We start from the raw sequence: 16,387 nt of genomic DNA, 5'->3' as shown, positions 1-16,387 counted from the left end.
TTCAACGAAGCCACGAACTTCTTTCTCAGACTGGGCTTCCACAACAGGACGCATTCCAAGAGGAAGCTCCAGGCGCTCGGATACTACGAAGCCCGCGACAAGTGGCCTGCGCTTCAATCCTCGCTTGTCCAGGGAGCGCGAGACTGTGCCGCTGATATGCTGAAACAGGAGCGGTGCAGGAGATTGCCATTTAAGAGGCCGGGCAGCTCTGCGAGATTCAACCAGAGAACGTTCAAAGCCTTCCTCGATAGCGGATCCCTGTCTCTGACCACCGTTGAGGGACGGCTCAAGGTTCCGCTTCGCATTCCCGAGCACTTCAGGAAATATGCCGGTGGCAAGGTCAATGCGCTCAGAGTCCGGGATGTCGACCATGATCTGATGGCCGATCTGATGGTCGAGCTGCCAGATGTCCCGATCAAAGATGTCGCCGATCCACGGGTCGTTGGCATCGACAGGGGCATCAACAACATCGCCGTCACATCCGATGGCGGATTCTTCAACTCCAGGCATCTTCGGAATGTCAGGGGCCGCTACGCACATCTCAGATGCGAGTTGCAGTCTGCAGGCACCCGTTCGGCAAAGAGGCACCTCAAGCGCCTCTCGGGACGGGAGAGACGGTTTCAGGCAGACGTCAACCACAGGATCGCCAAAGAGATAGTCGGAGCGGACTTCGATGTTCTGGCCTTGGAGGATCTGAGCATCAGGAAGGACAGGAGGTTGGGGAAGGAGTTCAACCGCAAGCTCGGCAGGTGGGCCTTCGCTCAATTCGAGACCTTTCTACGCTACAAGTCCGAGGAATGCGGGAAGCATGTTATCTCGGTTCCACCGGAGTACACCAGCCAGATGTGCTCTCGATGCGGGGATCTCGGGATAAGGAAGGGGCACTCGTTCCTATGCCCCGTCTGCGGCAACTCGCTCAATGCCGACCTCAACGCGGCAAGGAACATCGCCAGCCTCGGCAACGCCTTGGTTGGCAGGCCCACCGTCAACGGGCCGATCGTAGCGACCAGTGACGCGGAGCATCGAACCTCCGTCGAGGTCAGTTACAAGCCACCCATTTCAATGGGTGGTAGTTGACAGGGCAATTCTCCGGGAGCAACCCGGGATGGACGTAGGAGATGGCCCCGGTCGGGAGACCTACCTCTTGCTCTTAGTCGAGGGTTCTCGCAATGCAGATCATTAGATAAAGTCTTAGACCTGGGACAGCAATCCTGCCTAGGAGCGGAAGATGCGCTGTCCAAATTGTGGCGAGGAGAATATCAGTTTCATAGGGCTCTGCAAGAAATGCGGGAAATCGCTTGCCCCTCCTTACCGTTTCGGCGGGACGCGAATTGCTCCTCAAAGACCTGTCGCATCTAGTAGCACCAAGGCTCCGACTCCAGAACCAAGCACCGCCAAGCCCGGACCTGTCGACTACAAGGACATCCCGAAGAAGATGAAGTTCTACTACGAGCGCGCTGTCAGGGAACAGAGTGGACGGACGCTAGCAGCCGTCCAGGCGCTCATGCAGCAAATCGAGAGTCCTCAACCAGATGTACGCAAGCTGATGCTGGACGCTTCGAACTTGATTTCCCGTCAGCTCGGGATCATGAACGTAGCCGTGGGTCTGAAGGGACCCGATGGCCTGTTCAGATACGACATCATGGTCGGGCTCAGGGAGGACGCGGTTGCGGAGAGGAAAAAGATTGCCTACAAGAAAGAGGAGTTCTACGACGCCGGCCCCTACAAGGGATACGAGATAAGCAGGTACACCAGGCTATACCTTTCTGAGGACCACCCATATGCTGACCTCGAGGCAGGCGCATACAACCGTCCGATCCTCCTCAAGGATTCGAAGCGGAGATCACCGAACGAGGCTCTCGAAGGAGACTACGTGGATGTCCATATATTCGACGCGAACAACGAACTGATAGGATGGATAGAGACCTCGGGCACGCGGACTGGACAGCTGCCCGATGCCACGGCGATCAGATGGATGGAGCTCATGGGGTGCATCATCGGGATTGCGTTGAGGAAAAAGGCCTGGAGCTAGGGTTACAGACCTGAAGCTACCGCATCTGGGCCAAGGCGAGGGCGGCAATAGGGCATGAACCTAAGGATGGGCATTTGCTGCCCGACCAACATGCGGCTTCGCCCTCACGAGATCGAGGTCCGATCTAGAGGGGAATCAGCATGCTCCGATCATTGACCGAACCCGACCGCATGCCAATGGGCGCAGGTTCATGTTCGATGGATCGAAGGTCAGTTCCGCAAATCATTCGATTCTGACCTTCCTCCCTGCAAGAGTGCCAGCTGATCATCTCCGAAATCGCCCATCGTGACATGGAGTGCGTTTCACCCCAGCATCTTTAAAATACCTGCCATCAATATGTCCTACGGAAGATTGATTATGCGCCAAGTAGACGAGAATTACTCCCCCCTCCAGCTGGAGAAAGACATCCGGACTCTGTGGGAAAGGACTCGAATCTACGAGAAGGTCAAGAAGGCGGGAGAGTCTGGAGAGGCCTATTACTTCCTTGACGGACCGCCGTACACAACGGGCTCCATTCACATAGGAACTGCCTGGAACAAGATCCTCAAAGACACTATGATCAGGTACCGGCGCATGCAAGGACTACATGTCCGGGACCAACCTGGCTACGACATGCACGGCCTCCCCATCGAGGTCAAGGTCGAGCAGGCGATGGGAATCAAGAGCAAGAAGGAGATCGAGAGCCAGGGAATAGACAAGTTCATCTCCACTTGCAGGGAGTTCGCGCTCAAATTCAAGTCCAAGATGACCGAGGAGTTCAGGATGCTCGGAATCTGGATGGACTGGGACAAACCATACCTGACAATCGATCCTGCCTACATGGCCTCAGTCTGGTGGACGCTGAAGCAGGCGTACGACAAGAACCTGCTGGCAAAGGACCACAGGGTCCTCCCGTGGTGTCCGAGGTGCGAGACCGCTCTTGCCGAAGCGGAGATCGAGTACTGGGACGAGACGGATCCGTCCATATTCGTGAAGTTCGCAGTGGAGGGAAAGCCCAACACATTCCTCCTTGTCTGGACAACGACTCCATGGACCATCCCTGGCAATCTGGCAGCGGCGGTCCACCCTGACTTCACATATGCCATCATCCTGGCAAAGCGCGGAATGATAGAGGAGACCCTCATCCTGCTCGAAGAGAAGGTCGAGGAGCTCAGGAAGACTGCGGGAATCGATGACATCACTATTCTCGAATCGGTCAAGGGTTCAGAACTAGTGGGCATGAGGTACAAGCATCCGCTCGAGAGCCTCGTGCCGTTCCAGACTCAGGTCAAGAGTAGTATGGCACACAGGGTGCTCGCATCTGACACTGTCACCAACGAGAGCACCGGGATCGTGCATATTGCCCCTGGTCATGGTCCTGAAGACTTCGAGATTGGCAAGAAAGTCGATCTTGAGGTGTTCTCGCCCGTCGATGAAGCGGGCAACTACACGGCTGAAGTCGGGGACCACTATGCTGGCAAGAACGTCAGAGAGGCAAACCAACTGGTCATGAAGGACCTGGTGGAACACGGTGGCATGTTCCATGAGGCGACCATAATCCACAGATACGGCCACTGCTGGAGATGCAAGAAGCCCATCATCTACCGCATAACGGACCAGTGGTTCCTGAAGGTCAGCCAGTTCAAGAATGACCTGATCTCCGCAAACGACAAGGTCAGATGGTTCCCTGAATGGGCTGGTTCTAACAGAGAGAAGGACTGGATAGCCAACGCTCGCGACTGGTGCATCAGCAGACAGAGATACTGGGGCACGCCGCTCCCTATATGGCAGTGTGAGTGCGGTGCCACGCGACTGGTGTCTTCCTTGGAGGAGCTGAAGTCCGCCAAGGGCTACGTTGACGGCATGGATATCCACAGGCCTTGGATTGACAAGCTCACATTCGAGTGCGCCAAGTGCAGGAAGACGATGACTCGCGTGCCCGACGTGCTGGATGTCTGGTTCGACGCGGGCGTGTGCTCGTGGGCCTCTCTTGGATATCCCGCAAGCAAGGACGAGTTCGACCGATGGTGGCCCAGCGAGTGGATCACCGAGGCTCACGACCAGACCAGGGGCTGGTTCTACTCGCAGCTCGTCACGGGCGTTCTCGCATTTGGCAAATCACCGTACAACTCCGTTCTGATGCACGGCTGGGCCCTGACCCCTACAGGAGAGGCGATGTCCAAGAGCGAGGGCACGGCCATCGACCCCATCGGAGTAGTCAACTCCTTGGGCGCGGATTCGCTAAGGCTGTACCTCCTCAAGGCCAACGCTCCATGGGAAGACGTCGCGTTCCAGCTTGAGGGCGTGAAGGCCGCAAACAGGACCCTGAACATCCTATGGAACGTATACAAGTTCGCCGTGCTGTACATGTCGATCGACAAGTTCGAAGCTGCCGGCGCGCGGCTGGAGACTTTGAAGGATGATCTCAGGCCGGAGGACAGATGGATGCTGTCGAGGGTCGAGACCCTCAAGAAGGAAGTATCCGAGGCCATGGAGGTCTACGAGCTTCACCGCGCGGCCAGGGCGCTTGAGGACTTCGTAGTCACCGATCTGTCCAGATGGTATGTGAAGCTCGTCAGGGACAGGCTCTGGAAGGAGGGCGAGGCCAGGGACAAGCTCGCGGCATTCAAGGTGCTCCACGAAGCGCTCTCGACGGCAATCACGCTGATGGCGCCCATAACGCCTCACATATCGGAGGCTATGCACTCCAACCTCAACGGCAGGCCGGAGAGCGTGCACATGGTTTCGTGGCCGACTTTCGACCCGAGATGGATAGATTCCAAGCTCGACGAGGCCATGAACCTAGTAAGGGAGATATCTGAGATTGTAGCACGCATCAGGCAGGAGTCGAACATCAACCTCAGGTGGCCTGTCAAGAGGATCATCATCAAAGCGCAGTCAGACGAGATTATCGAGTCATTCCTCAACCTGAAGGATTCGATCCTTTCACAGAACAACATCAAGGACCTGCAGTTGGTCCCCGTAGGCGAGGAATGGGACGAGATGATTCTCAGCGTTGTCCCCAACCCCAACGCCATCGGCAAGGTCTACAGGCAGTGGTCCAGCAAGATCGCCGTCCTGCTCAAGAACAGGCCCGCGAAGACGATAAAGGCAGGCATTGACAAGGGAGAATACTCGCTTGGCATCGAGGGACAGCTGGTCAAGATCCTGCCGAACATGGTCTCGTTCACATCGACGCTGCCGCCGGACGTGGCCAGCGCGGAGTTCAGCAAGGGGGTAATCTATCTCGACCTTGAGCAGACGCCGGCGCTGGAGTCCGAGGGCTTCTCGAGAGAGATCATCAGACGCATACAGCAGATGAGGAAGGACATGGGCCTCAACGTCGAGGAGTTCATTCGGGTGGAGATTGAGTGCAGCCGCAGAGTCGAGGGGTTCTTGGATACCTGGAAGGACAAGATCGCCAAAGACACTAGGGCGCGCCATTTTGAAATAGCCGATTCCCCCAGGGGAGAATACATAGTCGAATGGAACATCGAGTCCGAGGCGCTCGTCGTGGGGCTCACATCCCTCAAGACCAAGCAGGGCCTGGACTCACTCACTCAGATCCCCGGCATCACGTCGGACAAGGCCATGAAGCTGTTCGACGCAGGCTACAACACTGCCGAGCAAATGACGACATCAAATGCAGAGGATTTCGCGCTCGTTGAAGGGATTACAAAGCTGGATGCGAAGCGGATCTACGACCACGTGCACAAGGATGATGTCAAGCCTCCGCCAGAGACTACAGCACCGGACCAAACCGCAGCCGTCGTAGCTCCCGTGGCAGCCACACCCTTGCAGCCGGTCCCAGCCCCTGAGCAGCCCGCTGCTCCGCAGGAGTCGTTCCTCGACAAGCTACGCAAGGTGCCGGGCCTGGGACCTAACCTCGCGGACGCGACATACGAAGCTGGCTTCCAGTCATCCCAATCTATCAAGATCGCATCGGTCGCGGACCTAGTGAAGGTAAACGGCGTCACCGCGGGCATCGCCACCATGCTCATAGAGCATTTCATGAGCGAGGTCGAGCCGACAGCGGCTGGAAGACCGGTGAAGGCGGAGATCAAGCCCGCGCCGTCCGTCACCGAGCTGGAGAGATCGTTCTCCTACCTCGTGGAGGAAGACAAACCGGAGGTATCCTACACGCTCTTCATCAACACCCTCAACAAAGGGATGAAGGGGTACTGCGTCACCAGGAACTACCCTGCCAAGATAAAGAGCAAGTTCGACCTCAAGGACACGCCGGTGATGTGGCTTTCGAACGTCGGCAGGGAGAACACCATCAGGCCTAAGGACTTGGAGAAGCTCAGCCTTTCGCTGGAGCAGTTCCTATCCCAGGCCGGTGGAGGCATCGTCCTCTTGGACGGCCTCGAATACCTCATCACCAACAACAACTTCATCACCGTCCTCAGGCTGATACAGTCGCTCAGGGACCAGGTGGCCATCAACCAGTCCATACTCCTGATGGCAGTGAACAGGTCGACTCTGGAGAGCCATCAGCTCAATCTCCTGGAGAGGGAAGTCGACTACACCATCACCGGTTGAGAGCGTCTCTCCAGTGAATCACAGGAGCTTGCATACTATCTCTCGGAGCCCCGGCACTGTCCGATACTTGGCCACGTCTTCAGGGACGACCCATTCTAGAGACTGGTGCTCCCAATCGATCCTCACTGACCGATCCTTCACATCGAAAAGGAACGCGTGGACGCACCACACCACCTCACCATCCCTGAACCGCTGAGGCTCTATCCGCTTCGCCAAGGAGGCTTTGCCACGCCCTATCTCCTCCTCTAGCTCCCTTCGAGCGGCCGCCTCTTCTTCCTCACCGCGCTCCACGTATCCGGAGACTCCAGCCCATTGCCCTCTGTATGAGCCGACTTTGTTGCTCCGTTGCAGGAGGAGTATTCTTCCCTTGTTCCTCACGATGCATGTGACGACATGCTTCTCGGCCACTTTCGGCAGTTCCACAAGACCGTTCTGAGCGTCCACTACCAAGTCGTCCCCCGTCCTGAGAAGGGATACATCGACACCGTCCACCATCGGTATCTCCGCAATGATGGCCCCGGTTGCGATGATCGGCTCAGCAGACCCATTGACAATGGCTGATGGGGCGAGCCCGTTCAGCTTCAGCTGGTACATCGCATAGGATCCAACCGTGCTGCCCTTTCCGTACGGGAAGCAGAAGATCTTGTTGGAGACCGATTGATTTCGAGACTCGCACTCGCCGTCGAGGATCTTCCCCGTGGATGGGTCGACTCCTCCGAGGAAGGACACAGGACATGAGCAGACCACGGCCTTTCCGGTCGCATGGCCAGCCCTGATCCTCCTGGCCTTGACTATCGTGAGATCGCCTCCAAGAGTGATTTCGTGTGCCTGAAGGAGGCGCGTTGTCGCCCCAGTGATGGAAGATACACCATTGCCTTTCCAGAGTCTGAGGCGGTCTTGCGGTACATCTTCTCTACTGGGGCGACGACCATGCAGGTGTCGCACAGAACCTGTCCGAACTTCCTGAGCGTGGCGACCTCTCTAGGGCAAGAGGCGAACGCTTTCCTTGAAGTGCAGAACCAGACATCGCAATCCCTCCTTGGTTTCCTGTCCTTCAGGAAGCGGGCCATGCCTCGGAGCTCTGCGGGAGAGCAGTGGGGGCAGCCGAACGCCACAAGGTCCCAGTCATCTTCGCCTCTCATGCCTTCGGCACACCGCCTCAGCTCGGATGCGGGAAGCGACACGCACTCCTCTATCGAGCCTCTGTCCACCTTCGACTTCTTACCCCGCTCGGAGTATACGTACATCGAGACCGCACCAGTGGCCGCCAAGGCTGCCCCGAACGACTTGTGCTCGTCGCATGTGAGCGAGAGCCCTCGGATATGAGGCACTCTCTTCCCGGCAATCTTGCCAACGAGATATCCAGCCAGAGGGGCAAGTCCCTCCGGGATATCTTCGACATCTATCCGTACTCGCGGCACCCGGTTCTCGTCAAGATGCAAGCCGTACTCCGCGGTCTTCCCTATGATCGCCGCCGCCAATGCTGACGGCCCGCCTTCCCTGTTGGTTCTGGCTCCGAGGTAGGAGTTGGCGAAGACCGTTGCTGATGATTCCGCCCACGCAATGTGCTGCCCCTTCCTCGGACGGTTCCCGGCGAGATATGGGGTGCAAGAGTAGAGCGGTTCGACCCCGAGGGACTTGTACGCCCTGACAATCCTAGCCTGCTTCGCATGGAACTCCTCATCCACTCCCATTGCCCTCCAGCGCCGAACGTCCAGTCCGAGGGGGTTCAGAGACGCCCTCACCGAAACCTTCGCCTCCTGCGAGAAGTCCTCGAGGAACTTGATCCCCGCGTCGCCGATTGTCTTGAATGAGGCGCCAGAGACCTGCGCCGAGGTTATGGGGATGAGCCGCTTCGCATCGTAGATGTCCCCAAGGGCGACCAGGAGCTCCATCGCCTTCTGTCGTCCCCTGCCCTCTTCGCCTGCCAGGATGCTTTCTTCATCTGCAGTAAGATGCATCGTGCGTGAATCATTGGCCCCGTATAATAGGATAATGGAGATATGGAGCGGGCCTGTCGGGAGTCTCGGGGCGGTCGTCCGATTGGCGACGGCCCATTCGAACCCGAGTTTGAGGCTGTCTCCAGCGCCATCGCGGCGTTCCGGAGGCCCCAGTGATATCCGAGCTACACTACAGGCCCTTTCTGTTGAAAAGCCGAGACTGTATATCTAAGTTGGCCCACTGGCGAGGAAGCCTCGACTACAATGTCAGGCCAATCATGACCAGCCCCACGACAACCACTCCCAACGCGGCGAAATGGATCTTCGCGAGCCTCTCGCGCAACAATGCAACGGCCATGACTACGGTTATGAGCGGGTACGAGCTGGAGATTGGAACTACCAAGGAAGCTGAACCCTCTCCGAGAGCGAAACTGTATGCGTATGCGCCAGTGACGTTCAGAGCAAGACCGACGCCGCCCCACAGCCATGCGGTCCTGGTCGGGTTGTCGCTTCTGAGAGGGCCAGGGTGAACCTTCCTGAGCCATCCATATATCAGCGGGGCCGTCAAAGAGGAGAGGATGTAGAATCCGAAAATGTTGCCCGCGCCGATCCTGTCGATTGCCATCTTCGATGTCAGGCTCCAAAGCCCCCAGAATCCGAATGCGAGGAATGAGAAAACCAGGGAGCGCTTCGTCATCGCATGTTTCGATGCAGGATTTGGTTCATAGGAGAGAGCTATCACACCTCCTATGATGGCAACGACACCTACCGCCTGGACGGCGGTCAGAGCCTCAGACAAGATGATCAGCGCGCCAACGACCGTGAGTGCAGGGTACGCTGCGGAGATGGTTCCAGCGATGGATACTTGGCCGTCCATTACAGACTCGAAGAAGCACAGGTATCCCATTATGCCGATCAGGCAAGAAGACGCCGCCAGTATCCCATCAGCGAGAGTGATTGGGTTGTTCTCGTGCCAGAAGTAGAAGGCCACACAGTACATCGGCGCCTCGACTATTGTTATGAGCAGCGCGACCCTGGCTACGCCAAGCTTTGGCGTGCTGACCTTGGCGAAGATGCCCGCCGAGCCCCAGAAGAAGGCCACTGTAATTGCCAGAACGAACCAGAGCTCCATGTTGTCTCCAAGATGAATCCGCAGTGACTGAATCTCCCGAAGCATAGGTTGCAAATTAAGGTTGCGGACATCCCTCCAATTTCATAATGACACCAGGAGTAGGTAGAAGGCCGTGCCAGAGTCATCGACCGACCCTCAGAGGACGTGTCGCTTTCGATACTGTCAAAGATTTTATATACGATAAGCGCGCGATAATATAGAGCGCACGGGTGGTCGTGTCCGGAGGAGGAACCTGTCCCATCGACATGGTGCAGGACTCTGTGGGAGTACTTCCATCAAGGAGTTCGCAAGGCGTGCTGTCGACAGCCAGCCAGGACTGTGAATAGCCCGCTCCGAGGTGGGGAGCGCCAGAAGTTCCAATACACGAAGGAGGTGAGGAAATGGAAGAACAGGTACGCAAAGCCATACGGGCAGCGAACCGCAAGTTCGGCGAAGGCATACGGAAGGGCGACCCAGCAGCAGTCGGATTACTGTACACGGAGGACGCCATCCTAATGCCACCGAACAACGAGATGATCCGTGGGAGGCATGGAACCGAGGGATTCTGGGGAGCCGCTATCAAGATGGGTGTCAGGGACGCGATTCTAACGACGGTCGAGCTGAGGCAGGTCGGAAACGAGGTTCACGAGGTCGGCAACTACGCCCTCAGGATTCAGCCCGAGGGACAGAAACCTTTCGAGGACAAAGGCAAGTATGTCGTCATCTGGAAGCAGGAGGCGGAAGGCACTTGGAAGCTCCACAGGGACATATGGAACAGCAGCCTGCCGCCTAGGGTGTAGGAGGCTCTCTGGAAGTTGCCGGCGCAAACCCCTTGCCCTCCTTCTTGCGTCCATCGGCTAGATGGCGGACCGACAGGATAGGGTGGTGGTAGATCATCCTAGGTCCGGAATACCTCATAACCGACCTGATTTGCTCTCTCCTCGACTCCTCATAACAATGAATCGGGCAGTTAGCGCATGTGGGCTTGTCATCCGTCAGGGGACATCGATCTATGCGCTTCTCGGCGTAGTCGAGTAACTGTTGACACTCATTGCAGCGAGCACGGTCAGACCGATGGTGTTTGACACAGTAGATGCGTATCATCGCACGTACGGTCTTCGTCTCTCTTGCGGTGCGCATGTAGCTCAAGCCTATCTTCAACACCTCTAAGGACTATGACCACACGAACGAACTGCAACTATTCAATGAATTCTAGGAAACCGCCTGAAATCCCCGCTGGCCTTTCGGTCACGACGAGATCATGAATCGGTCGGGATGTCTTTCTGACCGCGCCCTCCCATGGTGTCGGATTCCAGTGGAAACGCCGCTGTTTACTAGGGAATCTTTGCGAGGGTATCCCAGGGGGAGAACTCTATAAATATCCACCATACGATAGCATGCTCACAAAACGAAAGCAGACCGCGCAATAGGCATGCGTATTTGTTTTCACGCCGATGCGGGCCTGGCTTCGAATCTCATAGGAGGGGGAACAAGTGGAGAGTTCTTCAGAAGAACCGAAAAGCGAGATTGTGAAACCCGCGGGCGCTCCAACCAGGCCCAAGGGCAAGATTGTCTGGGCAGTGGTCATCATACTGATCCTCGTTGTGGCCGCGGTCGCAGGGGCTTGGGCGGCCGGGCTGTTCGGCGGGGAGAAGGGAGAAAAGGTTCTCGTCATTGCGATGAGCTCTGATGTCGAGACGATGAACCCTGCACAGACGAGTGCGATGTACGGACCACCAGGGATGATATACGAGACGCTGATCGCCAGAGACATGACGGGAGCATATGTGCCTGGACTTGCCGAGTCGTGGAATCTCAACAGGGACGACCCTGCGAACCCGACCCTCGAGCTTACCCTGAAGGAGGGTGTGAAGTATCACGACGGAACGCCCTTCAACTCTGAGTCGGTCAAGAGGACGATCGAGTGGTACTCACAGAACGACAGCTGGGTTAGCTACGAGTTCTGGTCGATCAAGCACTGCCCGAGCTACTGGGACACGACGGACTACTCGGGGTGGCCGGACTCTGGCATCTGGTGCAAGGACGACTACCACATGGTCTTGAACCTGACATGGGCGGATGTGGCGCTGATATTCAACCTGTCACACCTGTACGGTAGCATGATTGGGCCTGACGCGCTCTGGGAGTTGGGAGTCGAGGACTACGGCACCGTACAGAACTGGAGGAAAGTCGTCGGGACCGGGCCTTTCATGATTAGCGAGTGGGTCGCGGGAGACCATATCACCCTGGTGAAGAACGAGAACTACACCTGGGGTGCATCCTGGTACGACAACAAGGGCCCTGCGAAGATTGACAAGATCATCTACAGGATCGTGCCGGACGCGGCGACGAGGTTCGCCGGGTTCGAGAGCGGCGCGATAGACATTCTGCAACAGGTGCCGCCGAACAAGGTCGAGACCTACCAGGATATGGATGGCGTAGAGGTCATGACCGGTCCGGGTCAGGGAATATACCACGTCGAGTTCAACTGTCAGAAGGCCCCGTGGAACAACACGGACCTTAGGCTGGCGATGGCGTATTCGATCAACAGGACCCAGATACTGCAGACTGTCTGGCACGGGATCGGGGAAGAGGGGGTGAACCTCCTCTCGCCGATATGTCCCGAGGGCACCGCAGTGCCGGCGCAGTACAACCTCACATACGACCTCGCAAAGGCCACGGCCCACTTCACGGCGGCCGGGTTTGAGGACATCGATGACGACGGGATGCTCGAGAACACGACATCCCATGAGAACCTTGAGCTGGCCCTATGGGTGACCAACAAGGCCGAGGACGTGGCGATGGGCGAGATCCTGCTGACCCAGTTCGAGGCCGTCGGAGTGGACGCAACGATGAGACAGTACCAGGAAACCGAGCTCAGGACGAAGGCTCAGGATGGGCTGCACGAGGCGATCCTGTTCTGGTTCTCCTGGCCGAGGGCGGAGATACTTGACTGGCACTTCGGCAGTTGGGCGGTTGGAAACTCCAACACTGCCTACTACGCAGACCCGATCTTCGACGACTATGTCGTCAACTGGACGCTTGCGGAAACGGAGGATGAGTTCACCGACAACGCAACAGCTGCGCACATCCGTCTGCTGGAGAACGCGCCGAGGGCTCCAATCCTGTTCTGGCACCAGGTCTTCGCGATACACGATTACGTGAAGGGCTGGTACGTACACCCGCTCGGACAGGAGCAGGTCATCAACATAGTGGATGTTGACATACGGAAGTAGGTGGCAAAACCTTCAAACCCCTTATCATTTCATTGCCTTGGGGTAGAGGCGACCGACACGATAGGGTCGACGTTGAGGGGCCGGATGGGAGCCGTTCAAAGGGATGAGACATGGCTGATCTGGTGTCGTACATAATCAGGAAGCTGCTTCTGGCCATACCGGTGATCTTCCTGGCCACATTCATTGTCTTCCTGATGCTCTATCTCACTCCCGGAGACCCGGTCACAGCGATCACTCCTCCTCATGTGACTCCGGAACAGCTCGACGCGCTCCGCGAGAAGTACGGCTTCAATGATCCTTTCATCGTCCAGTACTGGAGATTCCTGGAACGGCTATTCCATGGCGACCTCGGCACGTCTGTCGCTCGCGCCAGCTTGAACACCGACGTTTCTTTCCTGCTCATCCAGAGACTGCCAAAAACCCTGGAATTGATGACCATCGGACTTGCGATTTCGTACTCCATAGGCATACCTCTCGGCGTGTTCTCGGCCCTCAAGCAGGACACATGGAAGGACAGGGGCGTGATGGTCTTCACTCTCGTGGCCTACGCGATGCCGTCATTCTGGCTCGGCATCCTGCTCATGATGGCTCTCGCCGTCTACACACACATACTCCCAGTTGAGGGCACCGTGGGTGGCTTCAAGAGCATACTATTGCCAGCTCTGACTCTGGGACTTGGGAACGCTGCCCTGACCACGCGAATGATGAGGTCCAGCATGCTCGAAGTGAAACGGCAGGATTACATAACCCAGCTGCGCTCGCGCGGCCTCCCGGAGAGCGAGGTCATATTCAAGCATGCCCTGAAGAACGCCATCCTACCCGTCATAACCGTCATCGGACTCGACATCGGATGGTTTGTGGCCGGGGCCGTTGTCGTCGAGACGGTCTTCTCCTGGCCTGGCATTGGCATGCTAGTCACGAGTTCGATCTCGAGCCACGACTTCCCCACGGTTCAGGGATGCATTCTTGTGCTCGCATTCTTCGTCGTGATTGGGAATCTAGTCGCGGACATACTCTATGCGCTTGCTGACCCAAGGGTGAGGCTAGGATGAGGTTCCGAAAATCCCTGAACGATACGCTCACCAGCTGGAGGATGTCCGGCGGCGTAAGGCAGTCCATAATGGACATCATCAGCAGGAGCCGACGGAACCCGATGGTGGTCGTGGGCGCGAACATAATCATCGTAATTGTCCTGCTCGCGCTTCTCGCGCCAGTGCTTCCCATGGCTGACCCGACCCCGACGCAGCTGATACCTGAAGACGCGCTGCTTCCCCCTTCGGGCAAGCACTGGTTCGGAACGGACGAACTGGGGAGAGACGTGTTCAGCCGGGTCATATGGGGCGCCAGGGTCTCCCTGCTGGTGGCTACCCTCGCGATATTCTTCTCGCTGCTCATAGGGGTGGTGCTCGGCCTCACGGCGGGCTATGTCGGAGGCATACCCGACTACATAATCGCAGGCACGATAGACCTCTTCTGGACCTTCCCTTCCTTCTTGCTGGCGCTGGCGTTTGCCGCCGCGCTCGGGCCCAGCCTGACCAACGTGATACTGGCCATATCGATCTCGTACTGGGCCGGATTCGCGAGGTTGATGCGGGGACAGGCCCTCTCGATCAGGGAGAGGCAGTTCATCGAGGCGAGCAGGGCGCTGGGAGCGAAGAAACTGAGGATCATGTTCACGCACGTCCTCCCCAACTGCCTCGCCCCGCTCATAGTATGGGCATCGATCGGCGTCGCCGATGCAATCACCATCGAGAGCAGCCTGAGCTTCCTGGGAGTGGGAACACAGCCCCCGACCCCGAGCTGGGGATACATGCTCTACAGGGGCATACCATATTTGCAGGAGGCGCCGTGGATCTCGACGTTCCCCGGGATCACGCTTCTGCTCACCATACTCGGCTTCAACCTCCTTGGGGACGGCATGAGGGATGTCCTTGACCCGCGCATGAAGGGGATGAGACGCTGATGCCCGGCAGGAAGCCGCTGCTGGAGATCAAGGGGCTGAGGACGCAGTTCCTCCTTCATGAGGGCACGGTCACGGCCCTGGACGGCATAGACCTGACCATATACGAGAACGAGTCCGTGGGCATCGTGGGGGAGACGGGCTGCGGGAAGAGCATGACCGCGTTCTCAGTGCTGAGGCTTGTCCCACCCCCCGGGAAGATCACCGCAGGGTCCATCAGGCTCAAGGGCGTCGAGCTCATCACTCTCACAGAAAATCAGATGCGTGGAGTGAGAGGTCGCAGAATCTCGATGGTATTCCAGGACCCGTCCACCGCCCTAGACCCGGTCTTCAACATCGGCTCGCAGCTGGGAGAAGTCATCTCGCTCCACCAGAACATCTACGACAAGGCGGTCCTCAAGAAGAAGACCGTGGAGATTCTGAAGCTCGTGAAGATCGCGGCGCCGGAGAGCGTTCTCAAGCAGTATCCACACGAGCTCAGCGGGGGTATGAAGCAGAGGGTCATGATAGCGCTGGCGCTCTCGTGCAACCCCTTGCTTCTAATCGCAGACGAGCCGACGACCGCTCTGGACGTGACGATCCAGGCCCAGATCCTGAACCTGTTAAAGGAGGTCGTCAAGGTCGCAGGAAGCTCCATGATGATCATCACCCACAATCTAGGCGTCGTCGCAGAAACCTGCGACAGGGTATGCATCATGTACGCGGGCAGGATTGTGGAGATAGCTGAGACCTTCGACCTCTTCGGGAGCCCTCTGCACCCATACACGAAGGGCCTGCTTACCGCATTCCCGAAGCTCGGCGAGCGGAAGGAGGAACTGGCAGTGATAAGGGGGACAGTTCCGAACCTGATGAAGCCTTTCCCAGGCTGTCCGTTTGTCGACAGATGCGACTATGCAGTCAACGCTTGCAGCCGGGTCAGACCCTGGATGGTCGAGGTCGGGCCGGGCCATTTCGTTGCATGTCATCTCTATCCTGCTGGAGGTGGGACGCCCGATGGCGTCTGAGTCCGGACCACTCATAGAGGTGGTGAACCTCCAGAAGCTCTTCCCTGTGAGAAAGGGCGTTATCGGGAAGACCGTGGCACATGTTCACGCTGTAGATGGCGTGTCCCTGTCCATCAAGAGGTGGGAGACGCTGGGGCTCGTCGGCGAGTCCGGCTGCGGCAAGACCACATTCGGACGCACGGTCCTTCGTCTGGTCGAGCCGACTGGCGGCAGAATAGTGTTCAACGGGAAGGACATCACGAAGGTCCCCCCTGTCGAGCTCAGGAGCACGAGGAAGAAGCTCCAGATAGTCTTCCAGGACCCTTACTCCAGCCTCGACCCGAGGATGGCTGTGGAGAAGATAATTGGCGAGGGGTTCAGGATCCACGGTCCTCCGCCCTCTGTATCCAAGAACGTCAAGTTCGCGGAGAAGGAGCGTATACACCAGCTCATCGAGCAGGTGGGCCTGTCGCACGATCATCTCTCGAGACTCCCGCACGAGTTCAGCGGAGGGCAGAAGCAGCGTATCGCTCTGGCTAGGGCGCTCGCGGTTGAGCCTGACTTCATAGTCCTCGATGAGCCTACCTCGGCCCTCGACGTCTCC

At 57.5% G+C, this 16,387-nt stretch carries 12 protein-coding genes, 1 tRNA gene and 1 pseudogene; 9 read left to right on the top strand and 5 right to left on the bottom strand.

What is annotated here, in order from left to right; translation table 11 throughout:
- From KJ653_03260 to ileS, 3 genes are all read left to right on the top strand, one after another.
- Positions 1 to 1,077: transposase (locus KJ653_03260; protein MBU0684853.1), on the top strand; the 1,077-nt coding region annotated here is incomplete at its 5' end.
- Positions 1,078 to 1,228: 151 nt separating this feature from the next.
- Entirely contained in the window at positions 1,229 to 2,032 is an 804-nt protein-coding gene (locus KJ653_03255; protein ID MBU0684852.1) for a hypothetical protein, read from the top strand.
- 357 nt (positions 2,033 to 2,389) lie between these two features.
- On the top strand, positions 2,390 to 6,553 hold the full coding sequence (gene ileS / locus KJ653_03250) for an isoleucine--tRNA ligase (protein ID MBU0684851.1): 4,164 nt from the start codon (positions 2,390 to 2,392) through the stop codon (positions 6,551 to 6,553).
- A 408-nt stretch (positions 6,554 to 6,961) separates the two neighbouring features.
- Here the strand turns inward: ileS and KJ653_03245 are convergent.
- The 4 genes and pseudogenes from KJ653_03245 to KJ653_03230 all read right to left on the bottom strand — a co-directional run bounded on the left by KJ653_03245 (position 6,962) and on the right by KJ653_03230 (position 9,625).
- Positions 6,962 to 7,348: pseudogene (locus KJ653_03245) on the bottom strand (DUF126 domain-containing protein).
- Positions 7,345 to 8,514 carry an aconitase X catalytic domain-containing protein gene (locus KJ653_03240; GenBank protein MBU0684850.1) on the bottom strand — a complete coding sequence of 390 codons (1,170 nt, stop codon included), beginning with the start codon at positions 8,512 to 8,514 and terminating at the stop codon, positions 7,345 to 7,347. Before KJ653_03240 ends, KJ653_03245 begins: the two are co-directional and overlap by 4 nt.
- 48 nt (positions 8,515 to 8,562) lie before the next feature.
- Positions 8,563 to 8,693, bottom strand: a tRNA-Arg gene (locus KJ653_03235).
- A gap of 59 nt (positions 8,694 to 8,752) precedes the next feature.
- A complete protein-coding gene (locus tag KJ653_03230) occupies positions 8,753 to 9,625 on the bottom strand; it encodes an EamA family transporter (protein ID MBU0684849.1) in 873 nt (290 codons plus the stop codon).
- A gap of 380 nt (positions 9,626 to 10,005) precedes the next feature.
- On the opposite strand from KJ653_03230, the gene KJ653_03225 reads away from it, so the two are divergent.
- Positions 10,006 to 10,404: a DUF4440 domain-containing protein gene (locus KJ653_03225; protein MBU0684848.1), complete on the top strand. Its 399-nt coding sequence runs from the start codon at positions 10,006 to 10,008 to the stop codon at positions 10,402 to 10,404.
- Here the strand turns inward: KJ653_03225 and KJ653_03220 are convergent.
- A complete protein-coding gene (locus tag KJ653_03220; GenBank protein ID MBU0684847.1) occupies positions 10,394 to 10,744 on the bottom strand; it encodes a nitrous oxide-stimulated promoter family protein in 351 nt (116 codons plus the stop codon). The two genes, KJ653_03225 and KJ653_03220, sit on opposite strands and share 11 nt — an antisense overlap.
- A gap of 353 nt (positions 10,745 to 11,097) precedes the next feature.
- On the opposite strand from KJ653_03220, the gene KJ653_03215 reads away from it, so the two are divergent.
- The 5 genes from KJ653_03215 to KJ653_03195 form a co-directional block, all read left to right on the top strand.
- Complete coding sequence (locus KJ653_03215) at positions 11,098 to 12,840, top strand: ABC transporter substrate-binding protein (GenBank protein MBU0684846.1); 1,743 nt, start codon at positions 11,098 to 11,100, stop codon at positions 12,838 to 12,840.
- A 110-nt stretch (positions 12,841 to 12,950) separates the two neighbouring features.
- Positions 12,951 to 13,892, top strand: coding sequence for an ABC transporter permease (locus KJ653_03210; protein MBU0684845.1), 942 nt, complete (start codon positions 12,951 to 12,953; stop codon positions 13,890 to 13,892).
- A 41-nt stretch (positions 13,893 to 13,933) separates the two neighbouring features.
- Entirely contained in the window at positions 13,934 to 14,803 is an 870-nt protein-coding gene (locus tag KJ653_03205) for an ABC transporter permease (protein ID MBU0684844.1), read from the top strand.
- Positions 14,803 to 15,804, top strand: a complete 1,002-nt coding sequence (locus KJ653_03200; GenBank protein ID MBU0684843.1) for an ABC transporter ATP-binding protein — start codon at positions 14,803 to 14,805, stop codon at positions 15,802 to 15,804. The genes KJ653_03205 and KJ653_03200 overlap by 1 nt, the downstream gene beginning before the upstream one ends.
- On the top strand, positions 15,794 to 16,387 hold a 594-nt coding region (locus KJ653_03195), incomplete at its 3' end, for a dipeptide/oligopeptide/nickel ABC transporter ATP-binding protein (protein ID MBU0684842.1). The genes KJ653_03200 and KJ653_03195, both read left to right, overlap by 11 nt.

The organism is Candidatus Thermoplasmatota archaeon (assembly GCA_018814355.1).
Taxonomy (GTDB): domain Archaea; phylum Thermoplasmatota; class Thermoplasmata; order UBA10834; family UBA10834; genus COMBO-56-21.
Note: the sequence above shows the minus strand (reverse complement) of the source record. Positions and strands in the feature narration are given on the sequence as shown.